Origin of the sequence: Nonomuraea sp. NPDC052265 (assembly GCF_044547985.1) — a bacterium.
Classification (GTDB): Bacteria; Actinomycetota; Actinomycetes; order Streptosporangiales; family Streptosporangiaceae; genus Nonomuraea.
In genome coordinates this window covers 532,496-550,953 of the sequence record NZ_JBIUBJ010000005.1, presented here as the reverse complement: position 1 = coordinate 550,953, position 18,458 = coordinate 532,496, and the positions used below count along the sequence as shown (strand labels likewise).

Sequence of the window (18,458 nt, the reverse complement as noted above, 5' to 3'; positions counted from 1 at the left end):
TCGAACGTCACATGATCGAGAAGAGACAAGCCTCATCGGCCCTGCTGAGGACCGCTGTGGCATAGACCCGTCTCCACGCTTTGAGGGGATTGACACAACTCAACCGCCTGCGCCGCTACAAGAGCTGTAAGCCAGCCGCGGAGCCGACTACATTCAAATGACAGAACGATCGCGTCTGCGCCTCGTTGGCCGCACACCTGCAGATTGCGAGCGACCACCTGAACTGGCGACCACGACTCAAGCTCCTCACATCAAGCACTGCCGCCACGGCCCCAGGCATAGCCTCACCGAACGCGATGCTCCATGAGCCACCTCCGTGTCGCCGCCACGGCCCCACCCGCGCCGCGCCGCCGCCAAGCTCTCCGTCCTGGGCGGTCTCCGTCTCGCCAAGGTCAGCTGCCATGAGCCGCAGGGGCTCCGAGATCCACTGACCTGGCTGGCCGTGCACGACGTGGAACGGACGTCGCCCCCCGAACAGCTTGAACTCCTGGCCGCTGTCGAGCTGCACATCCGCCACCCTGCGAACGCCCCCTCGCTGTCCATCGCAGCTCTTGGTGTTTAGTCCGCAGGCGCCAGCTTGCCTGCGTGTTGCCGTGGCCACCCCGGCATGGAATCAAGATCGTTGGCCATCCGGCCGGCGCCTTGCCACTAATCAAGGCACATGAGCGCCCCCTGATACGCACGCCTTCTCCGGTAATCATGGCCGGACCTTTGCTTCGCCTGCTGTCCGAGTTCGGAGCCGACCACAGGTATTTGGAGAGATGACAGGGATCAGGTGGCCCGGCTGATTGGGCGCATCAGCATGACACCACCTCACCGCAGGGCAACACAACCGAACCACGTCACCCCGCCATGTAACGAAGCCGCCCTCGTCCACGCCGTTCAGCACTCCGGCGGCGCCCGGCTGGTGCCCGATGACACCATCAGTACCAGCCGATCGGCCATCCCATGCCGGCACTCGGTACACGGCTGCTCTATCTCCCTACGCGGACGAGCGCGCATGCACCCATGAGCAGGCTCTGCTCTGGGGTGTATGCGAGAGGTGATGCGCAGCTCGATGGCCGCGCGCAAGGCGGAGGCTGGCAGCGTCGCGGCCCGGCGGTGACCGTCGGATTCGGCTTGACCATTGCCGCCCAGGTGGGCGTCGATACGCCCGTCCGACACGGTCCTGAACGCGGTGGCGCGATCATCACGGGCGTGCTCGCGTGATCCTCCCCGCCGCATCATGCCGGGCCGAATGGCACCAGCTACCCCCGGGCTACGCCACACGGCCATGACCGGGTTTGCCGCACCCCGCCCAGCCAGCGCCGACCGTCGCCTGCCGGGCCACCCGGGGGCCAGAGCTCGCTAGGGGACACCCGCCTGGATCCGGCCTGCGGTCAGGCAGCGGCACCGTGCGAACGCCGCCCACCGAATCCAGCTCGCCACGACCGTCGGCTCGATCCAGCAGCACCCGAAGAGAAGGAGACACGACACACGATGGCTGAGGGACGTACGTTCAAACGCTGCTCCTGCCGTGACAATGATGGCAAGGCGCTTGGGCAGAAATGCCCCAAGCTGCGCCGTCCTGGTGGTGGGTGGAGCTACCGGCACGGCATCTGGAATTACCAGATCGAACTGCCGCCCGCCGCGGACGGCAAGCGGCGCGGGCCGCTGCGCCGCGGCGGCTTCGCCTCGCAAGACGCCGCCGAGGTCGAGCTCGCTCAGGTGCGTGACCTGCTCGCGATAGCCGATCCACGCGAGCCCGCCACCCGCACCCAGATCGCCGACCTGATCAAACGCACACTGGCCGAGACCGACACGCTCCCGACCCTGGAGACGGTCCGCCACAAGATCAAGACCGGACAGCATCTGACCCAGGAGATCACCGTCGAGCAGTGGCTGACCGAGTTTCTGCACCGTAAGCGGAGGATCGAGGAGACCACGCGCCGCTCCTACGAAAGCCACATCCGCCTCTACCTCACCCCATACCTGGGACGGCTCAGGCTGGATCAACTCAAGGTCAGCCACATCGCGTTGATGTTCGAGCAGATCGAGGAGTTCAACGACACCATCACCGAACGCCGCGCCGACCCCGACCCGCAGTTGCGTGAGAGCGTCAAATACCGGCGGCCGATCAGCATCGCCACCATGCACCGCATCCGCGCCACCCTCCGCCACGCGCTCAACATGGCCATGCGCCAGGACCGGCTGATCGACTTCAACCCCGCCGCCGTGCTGGAGATGCCCGCCCGCGTCCGGCCCAAGCCGCTGGTGTGGACCGAGGACCGGGTCCGCGCCTGGCAAGCCGACTTCGCCCAGCACCGGGAGGCGGAAAAGCAGCGCCGGAGCGGGCAGCGAGTCAACCCGATCGACGTCTACACCAGCGCTTCCCGCCCCTCCCCTGTCATGGTGTGGACGCCCGCTCAGACCCGCCTGTTCCTCGACCATGCCCGCCGCCACCGCCTGTTCGCCCTGTATCAGCTGATCGCGCTGCGCGGGCTGCGCCGGGGCGAGGCATGCGGGCTACGGTGGAAAGAAGTCGACCTCGACGGCCACAGTCTGACGGTGAACTGGCAGCTGGTGCAGCTGGCCTGGCAGGTCCACGAGGGCACCCCGAAGACCGACGCCTCAGTACGCACCATCGCCCTGGACACCGACACCACCCAAGTCCTGCGCGCCCACCGGCAGCAGCAACTCCAGGAACGACTGGCCATGGGCGAGGCCTGGATCGACACCGGATTCGTGTTCACCCAGCCCAACGGCAACCGCCTGCACCCCCAGCACGTCTCCGACCAGTTCCTGTGGCTGGCCTACTTGGCCGGCCTGCCGCCCATCCGGCTCCACGACCTCCGGCACGGCGCCGCCTCGCTCATGCTGGCCGCCGGAGTGGACATGAAGGTGGTGCAGGAAACGCTGGGACACACCTCCAGCGCGTTCACCGCCGACACCTACACCTCCGTCTACCCACAGGTGGCCACCGCCGCCGCAGAGAAGACCGCCGCCCTGCTGTTCGGGAGGGAAGACGAGGCAGAGCCCGAGAACCTCATCCCCTTGAGGAGCTGACAGTCGGATTAAGCATCCGGCCCCGCGCACGCCGCCTTCTCGTGGCGAGGCGGGGCCGCTGCTCTTGCCGCTCAGACCGGGGATAGAGGATGATCATGGTGTGTGCAGGGTTGGTGCAACCGAGCACGCATGGAGCACGCACACGCTAGACGAAAATTCTAGAACGAGTCCGACGCCACATAACCGCAGGTCAGAACATGATCAAAGCGCGCCCTGCAGGATTCGAACCTGCGACCGTCGGATTAGAAGTCCGGTGCTCTATCCAGCTGAGCTAAGGGCGCTCCTGCCTTATTGTGCATGATCCGGCGACTTGTCACGCACACGTTTTGGTCGTGTCAGGCAGACAGGGCGATCACCAGCCACATGAACAGGGTTCCCGAGACCGTGGCGGCCAGGGTCCAGCCGGTGGCGCGTCTCGTTGTGTGGGCCTCCGGGAGGATGTCGGAGATGGCCAGATAGAGGAGGAATCCGGAGAAAAGGCCCAGGTAGGCAGTCAGGATGTGGGCCGGGATGGCGATGAGGAAGGTCAGGGTGGCGCCGATCACGGGGGCGAGGGCGTCCAGGGCCAGGAGGGTGAAGGCGCGGCGGCGGGCGTTTCCGTACAGAGAGGTGATCGTGTACGTGTTGAAGCCGTCGGTGAAGTCGTGGGCGATGACGCCAATGGCGACGGCCACGGCGAGCGAGGCGTCCGTCTGGTAGGAGGCTCCGATGGCGGCGCCGTCCAGGAGGCTGTGGATGACCAGGGCGGATCCCGCTGTGACGCCTACGCCGGCTCGGGCGTGGCGGTGGGCGGCGTAGTCGCCTTCGTGGGCGTCGTGCATGCCCATGGAGCGTTCGACGATGTGGATGCCGAGGAACGCCAGGGCGAACATGAGCATCGGGAGCGGTACGCCGAGGACTTCGACGACGTCCCGGGTGAGGGCTTTGGGGAGGAGGTCGAAGGCCACCACGCCCAGCATCACGCCCGCGGCGGCGCCGAGGACGAGGTGGCGGTTGTTCTTGACGCGGTCGGCGACCAGCCCGCCCAGCAGCGTCATGAGGAAGGCCGCCAAGGAGAGCAGGATGGGCACGGTTCCTCAGGCTAGGGGGTGGGTCGGGGCGGCGGGTGGTGCGACACTCGGCCAGGGTTCGCGGCCACGCCTTGAGGACAGGGTCATGGCGGGACGCGGTGTCCCTTCGTCGGGAAGCCCTCGCTGTCACGGCGTCCGTACGTCAGGGATCCCCTTACCGTCTCGGTGTCTGTACGTCGCGGGTGCCCTCGCCGTCGCGGTGGCCGTACCTCGCGGGTGCCCTCGCCGTCGCGGCGCCCACGCATCACCACCACCCTCGCCGTCGCGGTGGCCGTACCTCGCGGGTGCCCTCGCCGTCGCGGCGCCCACGCATCACCACCACCCTCACCATCGCGGCCGCCGCACGTCGCGGACGCCCCTCGCCATCGCGGTGCCCGTACCTCACGGACGCCCTCACCGTCGCGGCGCCCACGCATCACCACCGCCCTCGCCGTCGCGGTGTTCGTTCGGCGCGGGTGTTCTCGTTGTCGCGGTGTCAGGAGGGCCGCGTGTCGATGGTGGCGGCATCGCGGCGGTGGGCAGTGGCGGGGCTGGTCGTTCGGGAAAGGGAGGGAGGGAGGGGGAGGGAGGGGCCGGTGGGGCGGGGTAATGGGCAGGCGGCCGTGGGGCAAATGGGGCTAAGCTGTTGTGGCATGGTCGCGACGCTCCTGCATGAGATTCCCCTGCAGGGCGGGGACGTGACAGACGGGGTGGTGCGCGTCGGTGACACGGTGCGCAGGCCGGTCGGTCCGGCCACGCCCGCCGTGCACGCCCTGCTCAGCCACCTTGAGGCAGCCGGGTTCGGGGGTGCGCCGCGGGTCCTGGGTACGGACGGTTTAGGCCGCGAGATGCTCACGTACGTCCCGGGGCGGAGCGGGTTGTGCCTGGCGAGTTCGACCGACGGGTTCCTCGTCGAGCTGGCGATGCTGGTCAGGGAGTTCCACGACGCGACCGCGGGGTTCCCGCTGGACGCCGGCGGATGGGAAGGCGGGTCGAACGACGACCGCGCGCCGGAGGTCATCGGCCATTGCGACCTGACGCCGGACAACGTGGTCTTCCACCAGGACGGCGACACCACCGCGACCCCCGTCGCACTGATCGACTTCGACCTCGCCCGGCCCACCACCCGCCTGTTCGACATCGCGACCACCCTGCGCCACTGGGCCCCGATCGCCGACCCCGTCGACCGTCCCCCGCTCCAGCGCAACGTGGACGTAGGAGCCAGGATCCGCCTGTTCTGCGACGCGTACGGTCTCGCGCCCCGCGAACGACGGCGGCTGCTCGAACTGTCCAGGCTGCGCTTCCACCGCTCCTACGACGTCATGCGCACCCGCGCCCAGGCCGGCGGCAACTGGGCCAAGATGTGGGCCGGCGGCGCGGGGCAACGCATCCGCCGGGCCGCGGCCTGGCTGGATGTGCACGAAGATGAGCTTCATGCCCATTTGGTATGACCCGCTAGGTCTCGCGCTCGGTGTCGCACTCGACCAGGTTCTCGGTGATCCGCGCAGCTCAGCCCACCCGGTCGCCCTGTTCGGACGGGCGGCCGCGAAGCTGGAGAAGTCGTCGTACGGCGACACGAGGTGGCGTGGGGTGGTTCATGTCGGGATCTGTGTCGGCGGCGTGACCGCCCTGGGCGTCCTGGCTCAGCGGAGCGGCGGCCGGGCCGTCCGTACGGCGGTGACGGCGTTCGCCACCTGGGCCGTGCTCGGCGGCACGACCCTCGCCCGCGAAGGCGTGCACATGGCCGAGGCCCTGGAGGAGGACGATCTCCAGCGGGCCCGGGCCCGGCTCCCCCACCTGTGCGGCCGCGACCCCTCGCGGCTGGAGGCGTCCGAGCTGGCCAGGGCGACGGTGGAGTCGCTGGCGGAGAACACCTCCGACGCCGTGGTCGCGCCGCTGTTCTGGGGCGCGGTGGCGGGCGTCCCCGGGCTGCTGGCCTACCGGGCGGTCAACACGCTGGACGCCATGATCGGCCACCACTCCCCCCGCTACGAACGGTTCGGCTGGGCCGCGGCCAGGCTCGACGACGTGGCCAACTACGTACCGGCACGCGTGACGGGCCTGCTGACGGCGGCGCTGGCGGCCGACCCCGCCGGGGCGCTGCGGGTGCTGCGGCGGGACGGCCACCGCCACCCCAGCCCGAACGCGGGCAGGTGCGAGGCCGCCTTCGCCGGCGCGCTCGGCGTCACCCTCGGCGGCACGAACGTGTACGGCGGCAGGACGGAACACCGCCCCACGATGGGCGACGGCCCCAAGCCGGACGTCAAGGACATCCGGCGCGCCGCCCGGCTCACCCGCGCGGTCGGACTGGCGGCGGCGGGGCTGGCCGTGCTCACCGCGTGGGGCCTGCGCCACCGCCGTTCCGGAGAACCGCGGTAATCAGCTGAATGGCGGTCAACTCAGTATCCGATTGAGATTGAGCGCGAGCCAGATGACGAAGGCCGCGACCGCGGTGACGGCGACGAGACCTTTCACCGCGTTGTGCGCGGTCTCCCGCCGTACCGTCACCTGCCTCTGTGTCTGCTTCCAGACCTGCCTGAGCATGATCATGCTCTGGAAGCGGCGTCCGAGCGCGAACAGGGCCAGCCCGATGAGGACGAACAAGATGACCCGACCATCGGCAGGTTCCACGACACGGCCCCCTTTTTCGGTCTGAAGAAGGTGTGCCCCCGCACATTTGGTCACTCAGGATACTCGTCTCGCAGCTGTTCGCTGATTAAATTATCGCGTCGAGATCCACCACGATGGGCGCGTGATCCGACGGGCCTTTCCCCTTGCGCGCCTCGCGGTCGACGTACGCCGCGCGCACCCGTTCGGCGACGTCGGCGCTGGCGTACACCAGGTCGATCCGCATGCCTTTGTTCTGGTGGAACATCCCGGCCCGGTAGTCCCAGTACGTGTACGGGTGCGGCCCCTTCATCGGCGTCGGCACCACGTCGCGCAGCCCGAGGTCGCGCAGGTCGGCGAGCGCGCGGCGTTCGGCGGGGGTGACGTGCGTGGAGCCGACGAACAGCGCGGGGTCCCAGACGTCGGCGTCGGTCGGCGCCACGTTGTAGTCGCCGCAGGCCACCAGCGGCGAGCCCGTCTCCTCGGCCAGCGCGTCCCGCAGCGCGGCGAACCACTCCAGCTTGTACGCGTAGTGCGGCGAGTCGACCGCGCGGCCGTTCGGCGCGTAGAGGGACCAGACCCGCAGGCCGCCGCAGGTCGCGCCCAGCGCGCGGGCCTCGGGACGGGCGGCGCCCACCCCGTCGAGCACGGCGAAGCCGGGTTCGCCGGGGAAGCTCCGCGTCACCTCCTCCAGCCCCACCCTGGACAGGACCGCGACGCCGTTCCACCGGCCGTCGCCGTGGGCGGCGGCGGCGTAGCCGAGCTCACCCACCTCCGCCACGGGGAACGACTCCGCGGGACACTTGGTCTCCTGCAGGCAGACGATGTCGGGCTCGGTCGCGGCCAGCCAGTCGAGCAGGCGCGGCAGCCGCGCTTTGACCGAGTTCACGTTCCAGGTCGCCAGGCGCATCCTCCTAGCCTGCCACGGCCGAACCCGTCGTCCGTGGTCAGACCGCCTTCATGAGAGGGGCCGAGATCTCGCGCAGGAAACCGCCTTCGCCCGCGTCGAGGGCGGCCTTGGCCTGGCGCACGGCGTCGAGGACGTTCCCGGCCGCGCTCGGCGAGTCCTCCACCACCATGCGCAGCTCCACCTCCAGCGGGGAGCCGCCGAACCCCTCGCCCTCCAGCCGGATGAACGCGATCTTGCGGTCGTCGAGGAAGGGCAGGTACTGGGCGCCGACGTGGGTGGACGTGCCCGCGCCGGTCGCCTTGGTGGCCCGCTTGCCCGCCATCCTGGCCGGGTCCTGGAGGTTGACGAAGTCCATGTTGCCCCCGGCCAGGAGCTGGTAGCCGTCGTGCAGGCGCACCCCGCTCGCGGTCAGGGCGTCGACCAGCGCCCGGTGCACGACCGTGGCGCCGAAGGAGCTCTTGAGGTCGTCGCCGAGCAGCGGCAGCCCCGTCCCGGCGAAGCGGTCGCGCCACCGCTCGGAGCGGGCGAGCACGGCGGGCATGCAGTTGACGAACGCGCAGCCGGCCTCGATGGCGGCCTCGGCGTACAGCTCGGTGGCGCGCTGGGCGCCGGTGGGCAGGAAGTTCACCACCACCTGGGAGCCGGTCTCGCGCAGGTGGGCGGCCACGTCGGCGACCGTGGCGCCGCCGCTCGGCTCGACCAGCTCGGCCGAGCCCTCGCCCACGCCGTCGGCCAGGATGCCCTCGCGCACCGGCACGTCCAGGTGGGGCACGTCGGCGAAACGGCGTGAGTTGTTCGGCGGCGCCCAGATCGCCTGCGACAGGTCCAGGCCGAGCTTGGCGCGGCCGACGTCGAAGGCGGCGGTGAAGCGCACGTCGGAGACGGCGTACCCGGCGCACACGGGGTTGAGCAGGCCGGAGGCCTCGCCGTCGCGGTAGTACTCGACGCCCTGCACCAGGGACGACACGCAGTTGCCCACGCCGACGAGGGCGACGTTCACGGTTGTCATGCCGGAGTTCATATCAGGCCGGTCCGGCGCGCCACGGCGGCGGCCTCCACGCGGGAGGCGGCGCCGAGCTTGGCCATGATGTTCGACACGTGCACGCCGGAGGTCCTGGCCGAGATGAACAGCCGCTCGGCGATCTGCCTGTTGCTCAGGCCCTCGGCGACCAGGCCGAGCACCTCCAGCTCGCGGGCCGACAGCCCCGGCGTCGCGGACAGGGCCACCCGCGCGGTGGCCGCCACCGCCTCCGCCTGCCGCCGCAGGGGCTCCGCGCCGAGCGCGGCGGCGATGGCCAGGGCCTCGCGCAGCGGCTCGCGGGCCCGCGCCGGGTCCTGCTCGGCCGCTCTGACCAGCGCCTGCCCCAGCCCGTACGGCTGCGCCACGGCCCGCCAGGCGGCCACCGCATCCGCCCACGAGCCGCCGAGCTCGGCCTCGAACGTGGCCCGGTACGCCTTCTGCACCCGCCCGACGGTGGACAGGCCCGGCGGCGCGGCGCGCACCCGTCCGATGCGGGCCGCGAGGGCCAGCAGCGGCCAGGCGTAGCGGCGGCTGCGGGTGAGGTCGTGCTCCGACAGCACGTGGTCGACCAGCCGCCGCGCCCGGTCCAGGTCTCCCCCGGCCTCGGCCAGGCGGCATTCGAGCAGGTCGGGCTCCAGGCAGGAGTCGTAGCCGCGCGAACGCCCGCGCATGAGCGGCCTGGCCTTCGCGAGCAGCGCGTCGGCCGCGGACGCCGAGCCCTCCCACACCGCGATCGTGCCGAGCACCAGCAGGATCCAGGCGCGGTAGATCGGCGGCGGGTCGAGGGCGAGCGCGGGAGCGGCGACCTCGCGGGCCTCCTGCCAGCGGCCCAGCGAGGCGAGCGGTTCGGCCAGGTTGGCGGCCAGGTGCGCGCCGCGCGAGCGGGCCAGGCCCAGCCGGGCCGCCTCGGCGATGCCGCGCCGCGCGACCGCCTCCGCCCTGGCGTGCTCGCCGGCGGCCTCCAGCGCGTCTGCCTCACCGGCGTAGGAGACGAGCAGCGTGTCGTCGTCGGGCGCGCGGACCCTGGCGCGGGCGTACAGGGCGGAGGCGGTGGCGAGGTCGCCGTCGAGGGCGGCGAGCGCGGCCAGCGTGGCCAAGGACCTGGCGTCGCCCAGCTCGTACGCCTCCTCGGCGCGGGCGCGGGCCTCGTCGTCCTCGCCGTGCCAGGCCAGCGCGCAGGCCAGGGCGCCGAGCAGCCTGGACTCGCGGGGGGCCAGCCGTACGGCCTCGCGCAGGTCGTCCAGGCCCTCCTCGCCGTGCAGGTCGCGGATGGCGACGCGCAGCTCCAGCAGGTGGGCCGCACGCAGCGGGTCGCCGACCTCGGCGAGCGCCCTGGTGGCCAGGTCCTCGGCGCGGTGGGCGTCACCGGCGCGCAGGGCGTCCCTGGCGGCGTTCTCGAGCACTTCGGCCCGGTCCTGGCCGTCGGCGTACGCCCACAGCTCCAGCACCAGGTCCCATCTGCGGGCCCGCCAGGCCGCCTCGAAGGCGCGCGGGCCGTCCCCGGCGGCGTGCCAGTGGTCGGCGGCCAGCTCGGGCTGGGCGGGGGCGCAGCGGGCGTGCAGGCGGCGGCGTTCGCCGGGGAGCAGGTCGTCGTAGACGGCCTCGCGGATGAGCGCGTGCCGGAAGACGTAGGCGTCGCCGTCCACGAGCAGCAGCCGCGCCCGTACGACCGGCCGCAGCGCCTCGTCGAGCGCCAGGTCGTCGAGCCCGGCGACCTGGCGCAGCACCTCGTGGGGCGTCCTGCGACCGGCCACGGCGGCGATCCGCAGCACGTCGAGCCCGGGGCCCGGCAGCTTCTCGGCCCCGGCGAGCAGCAGCTCGCGCAGCGAGGCCGGGGTCGTGTCGCCCGCCTCGGCCAGCGCCTCGGCGAACAGCGGGTTGCCCTCGCTGCGCGCCACGATCGCGTCCACGTCGTCGCGCCCGAGCAGCCGGGCCACCTCGTCGCGGCCGAACGGCGGCACCCTGACCACCTCGGCGCCGGGCAGCCGCAGCGGCTCGCGCGAGGTCACGACGACCATCACGCCGGGCCGCGTCAGGTTGCGCAGCAGGTACGCCAGCAGGTCGCGGCCCGCCTGGTCGGCCCAGTGCAGGTCCTCCAGCAGGATCACCAGGGGACGGCGCTCGGCGGCCCGCTCGACCAGCAGGAGCACCTCCTCGAACAGCCGGGCCCGGCCCAGGTCTGGCGTGTCGTCCAGCTCCCCCAGCTCGGGCAGCAGGCACGCCAGCCCCTTGCGCCCGCCGCCCGGCACGAGCCCGGCGCCGTACTCCCTGACCAGGCGGCGCAGCACGGGCACGAACGGCGCGTACGCCGGCCCGCCCGGATCGGCCCCGCCCTCGGCCACCAGCGCGTCCACCCCGCCGGCGAACTCCGCCACCAGCCTGGACTTGCCGATGCCCGCCTCGCCCACGACCAGCACCGCACTCGGGGTACGGGCCCATGCGGCGGCCAGCCGGCCCAGCTCGGCCTCACGTCCCACGAACACACCCCTCATTATGAAGAGGCGGCTACGCATCATGCCCGATCCCGTCCGGGACGGGATTCGTCATCGTCGAAGGCATGATGACGCGTTCGTTGGGCCTGATGATGGCCGCCTCGGTGACCGGGATGCTCGGTTTCTTCCTGTTGTTCTCCACCGTCCCCCTGTACGCGGCGACCGGCGGCTCCGGCGCGACCGGCGCGGGCCTGGCCACCGGCGCGATGATGGCGTCCACGGTCCTGGCCGAGCTGGCCGTCCCCTGGCTGCTGTCCCGGCACGGCTACCGCGCCGCGATGGCGCTCGGCCTGCTGCTGCTCGGCCTGCCCGCCCTGCTGCTCCCGCTGTCGGCGGAGCTGCCCGTGGTGCTGGCCGTGTCCCTGCTGCGCGGCGCGGGCCTCGGCGTGCTCGTGGTCACCGGCACCGCGCTCACCGCCGACCTGGTGCCCGCCGAGCGCCGCGGCGAAGGGCTGGGCCTGTACGGCCTGGCCGTCGGCGTGCCCTCGGTCGCCGGCCTGCCGCTGGGCCTGTGGGCGGCCGACGTGCTCGGGTTCGCGCCCGTCCTGGTGGTCGCCGGGCTGCTGCCCCTGGCCGGGCTCGTGGCGGTGACCGGCCTGCCCGCCGCCAGGCCCGTCACGGCCGGCGGGGGCGGGCGCACGGGCGGCGGCCTGGCCGCGCCGATGCTGGTCTTCGCCTCGGTCACGGTCTCCGTCGGCGTGCTGGTGACGTTCCTGCCGCTGGCCGGCACGCCCGCACTGGCCTCGGCGGCCATGCTCGCCCAGTCGCTCGCCACGCCGACGGCCCGCTGGTGGGCGGGCCGGTTCGGTGACCGCCGCGGCCCGGCCACGCTGCTCGTGCCCGGCCTGCTCGCCGCCGCCGCGGGCACCGCGCTGCAGGCGTGGACGGACGCGCCGGTGCCGGTCGTGGCCGGGATGGCGCTGTTCGGCGCGGGGTTCGGGGTGCTGCAGAACGCGACGCTGACCCTGATGCTCCAGCGCGGCGAGCCGGCCCGGGTCAGCGCCCTGTGGAACCTGGCCTACGACGCGGGGATGGGCGTGGGCGCGACGGGGTTCGGGCTGGTGCTCGGGCACACCGGCTACCGGCTGGGGTTCGTGCTGGTGGCCGCGCTGATCGCGGTGACGATCCCGCTGGCCAGGGTCAGGCCCGCGTACGCGCCACTCCCACAGTGATCTCGTGGCCGAGGCGGCGGCCGGTCAGCAGCTCCAGGTCGTCGCCGCTCCAGAACCTGCCGGGGTCGTACCAGTTGGGACGGCGTCCGCCGGGCAGCAGGCCCATCTCCTCGTAGGTGACGGCCACGACCTCCGCGCAGTACGCGCTCTCCAGCGTCCGGTCGTCCCTGGCGCGGCGCGGGATCCGGCCCCTGGCCCAGCGGGCGGCCAGCCGGGCCGTGGACGGGAACGGCGTGCCGTCGAGCCGGGCGACCGTGCGCAGCGCGGCGTCCTCCATCTCGGGGGTGGCCTGCGGTTCGAGCTGGCGCAGCCAGGGACGCTGGCCGTAGCGGTCGGCCCAGACGGTGACCGCGTCGCGCAGATCGTGCAGCTGGACGCCCCGGTGATGGGTGCCGTCCCACAGGTCGAGCAGCGACTTGCCCAGCTCGGCGTGCCACATCATGGGCGGCAGGTCCTCGATCACGATCGCCATGCCCACGTGGTTGACCGGGCTGTTGGTCATCGTCTGGATGGCCCGGTCGGGCACGGACCTCCCGCGGAAGATCCACAGATCGCCGGTTCTGGTCACCTTCACGGCCTCGTCGAGAGTCAGCACATCGCTAGCCTAGGCACATGCGCTGGTGGAAGATGCTCGGTCTGGCGGGAATCGCGGGAGTCGCGGCGACGGGGGTGGTGATCGCGCGCGCCGAGCGCCGGCGGCGGGCGTACACGCCCGAGGAGATCAGGACGCGGCTGCGTGAGCGTGTCGAGGCGTCCTCGGCGGAGGCGGTTCAGCCGGAGGGGCGCAGCTCGTAGGCGAAGACCACGTCGGGGTAGGCCGGGTTGTCGTCGTAGCCCTGGACGCCGCCCAGGTAGGCCCGCTGGTACCTCACCACCCAGGGCAGCGCCGCGGCGGCCCGCACGTCGAGCACGCGTCCGGTGGCCTGCCCGTAGGCCGCCTGCGCCGCCTCCTTGTCGGTCACGCTCAGCTCGGGCAGTCCTTCGAGCAGCTCGTCCAGGGTCCTGTCGCGCAGGTAGGCCAGGTTGAACACGGGCGGGTCGGCGCTGTGGAAGACGTTGCCGAACCACGAGTAGCCGTCGGCGTAGTCGGGCCACCAGTAGGTGACGAAGATGTCCTGGCCGCCTTTCCTGCCCTGCTGCCACTGGGCGTTCCAGGACATGGCGCGGACGTCGAGCGTGACGTTCAGCGGCTTCAGCTCGGCCGCCAGCCTGGTGGCCAGCAGCCGCTGGTCGTGGTCGCCCTGCGCGTAGGTCAGCCTCAGTTTCAGCGGCCGGCCCGCGGGCCCGTACCCGGCGCGGCCCAGCAGCCGCGCCGCGCCCGCCAGGTCCTGCCGGGGTTCGCGGCCCGCGACGTGGCCGGTCAGCCCCTCGGGGACGACGCCGCTGGCCGGCACGACCGCTCCCCTGAGCGCCCGGACCAGGCCGCGGTAGTCGACGGCCTTCTGCACCGCGCGGCGCACCCGCACGTCCTTCATGGCACCGCTCGCGGTGTTGAACAGCAGCAGAGCCGTCTGGTACGAGTCCCGCTCGCTGGTGCGCACCCCCGGCGTGATGGCGGCCCTGGCGAACAGCCGGGGGCTGAGCCGGTCCACGAAGCTCACCTCGCCGCGCGCCAGCATCCGCCACGCGCGGTCGGTGTCGGGCACGACGCGGTACTTGACCACGCTGTAGTGCGGCTTGTCCCATCCGCCCCAGTACTGGAGGTACGCCTTGAGCGTGAGCTCCTCCTCCTGGCCCGGACGCCAGGCCGCCACCGTGTACGGCCCCGACCCCGCGTCCCGGCCCGCGCCGAGCCATGAGCGCAGGTCGGGCGCCGCCTGCGTGTCGTAGATGTAGGCCGCGTACCCGGAGGAGGCCACCAGGTCCAGCGGTACGGCGTACTTCAGGGCGAAGGTGACCGTGTTCGGATCCTCGGCCTTGATGGAGGAGACGGCGTCCCAGATGTAGGACGCGCCCGTGCCGGTCTTCATCGTGCGCTCGATCGACGCCTTGACCGCCGCGGCGTCCACCGGCCTGCCGGTGTGGAAGGTCGCGCCCTGGCGCAGCGTGAACGTCCAGGTGCGGCCGTCGGGCGTCGAGCGCCAGGAGGTGGCCAGGCGGGGGGCCGACTTCTTGGTGAAGGGGTTCCAGAGGGTCAGGGTCTCGTAGACGTTCTGGAAGGCGATGAGCTCGTTGGAGTGGGAGGTCGCCGGGTCCCAGTCGGAGATGACGTCCAGGTTCTGCGCGTACACGAAGACCGACTCGGCGGCGGGGGGCCGGGCGACCTCCGTAGGGCCCGAACAGGCCGACAGGAGCGCCAGCGCGGCGGCCGCTGCGAGACGACGGCGCAACGCATCTCCCTCTGTAACCGATTTGGGGGAAACCTACTGCAAGATCACGGACACATGTCCAAAAGTCCCGAAAAATTGGGCAATTGGGTGATCGAATTGCTATCCTCTGGGCTTGTCCCGTCCGGGGTTGCCAGCAGGGGACCGACCGGAGTGAGGTGCCATGGGTCGTAGCCGGACGATCCGCATGAAGATCATCGGACTACTACTCGTGCCTCTGACCTCCATGGTCGTGCTGTGGGGCGTGATCACCGCCGTCACCGCCGGCGAGAGCCTGGAGCTGCGTCAGTACAAGACACTCTGGACGAACCTCCGCCATCCGGCGTACAAGTTGATCAGCGAGCTCCAGCACGAGCGTCTCTCCTCGGCCAGGCTGCTGCGCCGGGCCGCCTCCCAGAAGGACGTGGCCGACCAGCGCACCCGCACCGACGCCGCCAGGGACGCGTTCAAAAAGCTCTCCAGCAACTCCAAGGACCGATCGGAAGAGATCCGTGCGCAGGTGGACGCGGTGTACACGCAGCTCGGCAGGCTCGACGCGATCCGGGGTGAGATCGACGACGGCCTTTCCGACCGTCTGCTCGCCTCCGAGGCGTACAACACCGTGATCGACTCCCTCTACGGCCTGCACCGGCGTGTCGCGCTCATCGACGACATCCCGATCTACGAGCAGTCCCGCGTGATCATCGAGCTGGGATACGCCAAGGAGCTGCTGACCAGGGAGCAGGCCATCGCCCTGGGGCCCGTCACGCCGTCCGAACGCCGGCAGTTCACCCAGATCGTCGGCAACCGGCGCTTCCTGATCGACCAGGGGCTCGGCGAGCTGGACCCGAGCCTGCGCGACACCCAGGTCTCCCTCGTCACCTCCCCCGCCTACCAGCGCATGCGGCTGATGGAGGACCGGATCATCGCCGGCGCCATGCCGCCGCGCGGCTGGCTGAGCACGACCGAGTCGATCTCCAAGACGTACGGGGAGTCGCTCATGCGGGCCAGCACGCTGCTCAACTCGCGCGCCGACCCGGTGGCCGACCAGGTGCTGTCGCGGGCGTTCATCCTGGCCGGCACGTGTTTCCTGCTGGTCATCGTGTCGATCGTGTTCTCGCTGCGGATGGGCAACCGGCTGTCGAAGGAGCTGGGCGCGCTCAGGCTCGCCGCGCTGGAGGTGGCCCAGGAGCGGCTGCCGCACGTGGTGGCCAAGTTGCGCAAGGGCGAGCGGGTCGAGATGCCGGAGTTGTCGGTGGCGACCAGCACGGTCGAGATCGGCGACGTCGGCCAGGCCTTCTCCACCGTCCAGCAGACCGCCGTCGAGGCCGCGATCGGCCAGGCGCAGCTCAGCGAGGGCGTCGGGCACGTCTTCCGCAACCTCGCCAGGCGTTCCCAGGCCCTGCTGCACCGCCAGCGCATCCAGCTGGAGGACATGCAGCACCGCGCCACCGACCCCGAGGCCCTGGACGACCTGTTCCGCCTCGACCACCTGACCACCCGCATGCGCCGCCACGCCGAGGGCCTGATCATCCTGTCGGGCGCCACCCCGGGCCGCGGCTGGAGCAAGCCGGTGCCGCTGCTGGACGTGGCCCGCGGCGCGACGGCCGAGGTGGAGGACTACCGCCGGGTCACCGTCGAGCCGATGTCCGGCCAGCGCCTGGCCGGGCCGGTGGTCGGCGACGTGATCCACCTGGTCGCCGAGCTCATCGAGAACGCGACCGTCTACTCGCCCCCGCACACGCAGGTCATCGTGCGCGGCGAGGAGACGGCCCGCGGCTTCGCCTTCGAGGTCGAGGACCGCGGGCTGGGACTGAGCACCCAGGAGCTGGCCGAACTCAACGAGCGGCTGGCCAGCCCACCCGAGTTCGACCTGGCCGACAGCGACAAGCTGGGGCTTTTCGTCGTCTCCCGCCTGGCCGCCAGGCATGACATCCGCGTGACGCTACGCGGTTCACCATATGGAGGGACCACCGCGATCGTGTTGATCCCGGCTGAGCACGTCGCCGATCCGGAACCGGAGGCCGACGTGAAGGAGCCCGCCCGTCCTGTGATGCGGGTGGTGCCAAGTGAGTGACGAGCGCTGGCTGGACGAGGACGCCGGTCCGATCGTCCCGGCCTACCTGCTGACCAGGGGCCGTACGGTGCCCGCGAGCGAGGCCATCGACCTCATCGCGGTCATCGTCACCGCCGGCGGGCTGACGCCCCCGGTGGGCCTCGGGCCCGAGCACCTGATCATCATGCAGAAGTGCACCAAACCCACCCGGCTGGTGGACGTGGCCGCCGAGCTGAACCTGCCCATCGGCGTGGTCAGGGTGCTGGTCGGCGACCTGCACGCGCGGCAGCTCGTCCAGGTCGAGCTGCCGCCGCCCGCGCCGGACGCCAAGGTGCTGCTGGAAGTGATCAGTGGGCTGAAGGCGCTGTGACGGCCCGGCTGTTCAGCCTTCCGTAGACCGCGGCGAACACCGCCGCGACCAGCCCGGCCGCCGCGGCGGTGCCGAACACCCACTGGAAGCCCAGGACGCCGGGCCGCGCGGCCAGGATCGCGGCGATGGCCGCGCCCGCCACGCTGCCGCCGACGATGCGCACCAGCGCGTTCACGCCGGCGGCCAGCGCGGTCCTGGACGGCTCGACGTGCTCGACGGCCATCGTGCCCAGCGCCGCGTAACCGATGCCGAGGCCGACGCCCATGAGGGAGGAGGCCACGTACAGGGTGGCCGGGCTGCCGTGCTCGAACGCCAGCCACGCCCCCGCGAGCCCGGTCACCCCCGCGCCCGCCGCCACCATGAACGAGGCGGCGAACCGGCGCATGATCCGCCCCGCGAACAGCGAGATGACCAGCATGAACAGGGTGCTCGGCAGCAGGAAGAGCCCGACCTGCAAGGTGGAGGCGCCGAAGCCGTAGCCGGTCGCCTTCGGCACCTGGGCGAACTGCGACATGCCGGTCAGCATCGTGAAGAAGGAGAACCCGAGCAGCATCGAGGAGACCGTCGCGCCGATCGTGCCCCTTTGCACCAGCATCGACATCTCGACCAGCGGCTCGGCCACCCTGCGCTCGACCAGCACCCACACCACGGCCAGCACGGCGGCCGCGGCGAACAGGCCGAGCACGCCGGGCGACGTCCAGCCCCACGAGCCGCCCTCGCTGATCGCCAGCAGCAGCGCGACCAGCCAGGCGGTCAGCAGCGCGGCCCCGGCGAGATCGGGACGGCCCTTGCCGGCCGGCGCCACGTCCCGCACGAGGAAGGCCAGAATCACGACGGCCACCAGGGAGATCCCGCCGGTGATCCAGAACACCAGGTGGTAGTCGCCGGCGGCCAGCCCGGCCAGGATCATGCCGCCGCCGCTGCCGAACCCCATCGTCGCGCTCAGCACCCCGATGCCGGTCGCGAGCTGCTGCCTGGGAAGCAGGTCGCGGACCACCCCGATCGACAGCGGCACCAGCGCGGACACCGCTCCCTGGAGGATCCGGGCGGCGATCAGCCAGGGCAGCGACGTGGCCAGCGCCGCCATGACCGAACCCACCACCAGGAGGGACAGGGCGCCCAGGATCATCGGGCGCCGGCCGTACATGTCGCCGAAGCGCGACAGCAGCGGCGTGGACACCGCGGCGACCAGCAGGCTGATGGTGAGCGTCCAGCTCACGGCCGAGAGCGAGGCGTGCAGCTCGCGCTGCAGCACGGGAAGCAACGGGACCACCGCGGTGTTCTGGAGAGCGGCTATGGAGGCCGCGAACGCCAGTGAGACCACGGTGGGCCAGGGGTTGCGCGTCGACGTCCCACGCGTCCCGGATGCGACGGCTGTCGCCATGTCGGCTCCTTTAGATAACTTAGGTAAGTAACCGAGCAACGATGAT

16 protein-coding genes and 1 tRNA gene are annotated in these 18,458 nt (G+C 71.6%); 8 read left to right on the top strand and 9 right to left on the bottom strand.

Annotated features, from left to right (window positions below):
• Positions 1 to 1,008 precede the first annotated feature (1,008 nt).
• Together ACIHAD_RS19615 and ACIHAD_RS19610 are read left to right on the top strand one after the other, a co-directional pair.
• On the top strand, positions 1,009 to 1,209 hold the full coding sequence (locus tag ACIHAD_RS19615; protein WP_397355895.1) for a hypothetical protein: 201 nt from the start codon (positions 1,009 to 1,011) through the stop codon (positions 1,207 to 1,209).
• A gap of 270 nt (positions 1,210 to 1,479) precedes the next feature.
• Complete coding sequence (locus ACIHAD_RS19610; protein ID WP_397355894.1) at positions 1,480 to 3,045, top strand: tyrosine-type recombinase/integrase; 1,566 nt, start codon at positions 1,480 to 1,482, stop codon at positions 3,043 to 3,045.
• Between the two features lie 207 nt (positions 3,046 to 3,252).
• On the opposite strand, the gene ACIHAD_RS19605 is transcribed toward ACIHAD_RS19610, so the two are convergent.
• Positions 3,253 to 3,326: transfer RNA gene (locus ACIHAD_RS19605), tRNA-Arg, on the bottom strand.
• A 54-nt stretch (positions 3,327 to 3,380) separates the two neighbouring features.
• Positions 3,381 to 4,115, bottom strand: coding sequence for a ZIP family metal transporter (locus tag ACIHAD_RS19600; protein ID WP_397355893.1), 735 nt, complete (start codon positions 4,113 to 4,115; stop codon positions 3,381 to 3,383).
• Positions 4,116 to 4,792: 677 nt separating this feature from the next.
• Here ACIHAD_RS19600 and ACIHAD_RS19595 point away from each other — a divergent pair.
• Positions 4,793 to 5,545: a phosphotransferase gene (locus tag ACIHAD_RS19595; protein WP_397355892.1), complete on the top strand. Its 753-nt coding sequence runs from the start codon at positions 4,793 to 4,795 to the stop codon at positions 5,543 to 5,545.
• Positions 5,529 to 6,473, top strand: a complete 945-nt coding sequence (locus ACIHAD_RS19590) for a cobalamin biosynthesis protein (protein ID WP_397355891.1) — start codon at positions 5,529 to 5,531, stop codon at positions 6,471 to 6,473. Before ACIHAD_RS19595 ends, ACIHAD_RS19590 begins: the two co-directional genes overlap by 17 nt.
• Positions 6,474 to 6,488: 15 nt before the next feature.
• On the opposite strand, the gene ACIHAD_RS19585 is transcribed toward ACIHAD_RS19590, so the two are convergent.
• The 4 genes from ACIHAD_RS19585 to ACIHAD_RS19570 form a co-directional block, all read right to left on the bottom strand.
• The gene (locus tag ACIHAD_RS19585) at positions 6,489 to 6,725 is read right to left on the bottom strand and encodes a hypothetical protein (protein ID WP_397355890.1); all 237 of its coding nucleotides are present in this window, start codon (positions 6,723 to 6,725) and stop codon (positions 6,489 to 6,491) included.
• An 85-nt stretch (positions 6,726 to 6,810) separates the two neighbouring features.
• Positions 6,811 to 7,611 (bottom strand): exodeoxyribonuclease III, encoded by an 801-nt coding sequence (locus ACIHAD_RS19580; protein ID WP_397355889.1) that lies wholly within the window; start codon positions 7,609 to 7,611, stop codon positions 6,811 to 6,813.
• A 37-nt stretch (positions 7,612 to 7,648) separates the two neighbouring features.
• Positions 7,649 to 8,620, bottom strand: coding sequence for an inositol-3-phosphate synthase (locus tag ACIHAD_RS19575; protein ID WP_397355888.1), 972 nt, complete (start codon positions 8,618 to 8,620; stop codon positions 7,649 to 7,651).
• A gap of 8 nt (positions 8,621 to 8,628) precedes the next feature.
• Entirely contained in the window at positions 8,629 to 11,115 is a 2,487-nt protein-coding gene (locus ACIHAD_RS19570; RefSeq protein WP_397355887.1) for an ATP-binding protein, read from the bottom strand.
• A gap of 74 nt (positions 11,116 to 11,189) precedes the next feature.
• On the opposite strand from ACIHAD_RS19570, the gene ACIHAD_RS19565 reads away from it, so the two are divergent.
• Positions 11,190 to 12,296: an MFS transporter gene (locus ACIHAD_RS19565; protein ID WP_397355886.1), complete on the top strand. Its 1,107-nt coding sequence runs from the start codon at positions 11,190 to 11,192 to the stop codon at positions 12,294 to 12,296.
• On the opposite strand, the gene ACIHAD_RS19560 is transcribed toward ACIHAD_RS19565, so the two are convergent.
• Positions 12,265 to 12,888, bottom strand: a complete 624-nt coding sequence (locus tag ACIHAD_RS19560; RefSeq protein WP_397355908.1) for a hypothetical protein — start codon at positions 12,886 to 12,888, stop codon at positions 12,265 to 12,267. The genes ACIHAD_RS19565 and ACIHAD_RS19560 overlap by 32 nt on opposite strands.
• A 20-nt stretch (positions 12,889 to 12,908) precedes the next feature.
• Here ACIHAD_RS19560 and ACIHAD_RS19555 point away from each other — a divergent pair, with 20 nt between their 5' ends.
• The gene (locus tag ACIHAD_RS19555; protein WP_357699477.1) at positions 12,909 to 13,091 is read left to right on the top strand and encodes a hypothetical protein; all 183 of its coding nucleotides are present in this window, start codon (positions 12,909 to 12,911) and stop codon (positions 13,089 to 13,091) included.
• Here the strand turns inward: ACIHAD_RS19555 and ACIHAD_RS19550 are convergent.
• Positions 13,067 to 14,626, bottom strand: a complete 1,560-nt coding sequence (locus ACIHAD_RS19550) for an ABC transporter substrate-binding protein (protein ID WP_397355885.1) — start codon at positions 14,624 to 14,626, stop codon at positions 13,067 to 13,069. The two genes, ACIHAD_RS19555 and ACIHAD_RS19550, sit on opposite strands and share 25 nt — an antisense overlap.
• Positions 14,627 to 14,834: 208 nt before the next feature.
• Here ACIHAD_RS19550 and ACIHAD_RS19545 point away from each other — a divergent pair, with 208 nt between their 5' ends.
• On the top strand, positions 14,835 to 16,679 hold the full coding sequence (locus ACIHAD_RS19545) for a nitrate- and nitrite sensing domain-containing protein (protein WP_397355884.1): 1,845 nt from the start codon (positions 14,835 to 14,837) through the stop codon (positions 16,677 to 16,679).
• Complete coding sequence (locus ACIHAD_RS19540) at positions 16,672 to 17,028, top strand: DUF742 domain-containing protein (protein WP_352328721.1); 357 nt, start codon at positions 16,672 to 16,674, stop codon at positions 17,026 to 17,028. Before ACIHAD_RS19545 ends, ACIHAD_RS19540 begins: the two co-directional genes overlap by 8 nt.
• Here ACIHAD_RS19540 and ACIHAD_RS19535 read toward each other — a convergent pair.
• Positions 17,006 to 18,412, bottom strand: coding sequence for an MFS transporter (locus tag ACIHAD_RS19535; protein ID WP_397355883.1), 1,407 nt, complete (start codon positions 18,410 to 18,412; stop codon positions 17,006 to 17,008). The two genes, ACIHAD_RS19540 and ACIHAD_RS19535, sit on opposite strands and share 23 nt — an antisense overlap.
• Positions 18,413 to 18,458: the final 46 nt, after the last annotated feature.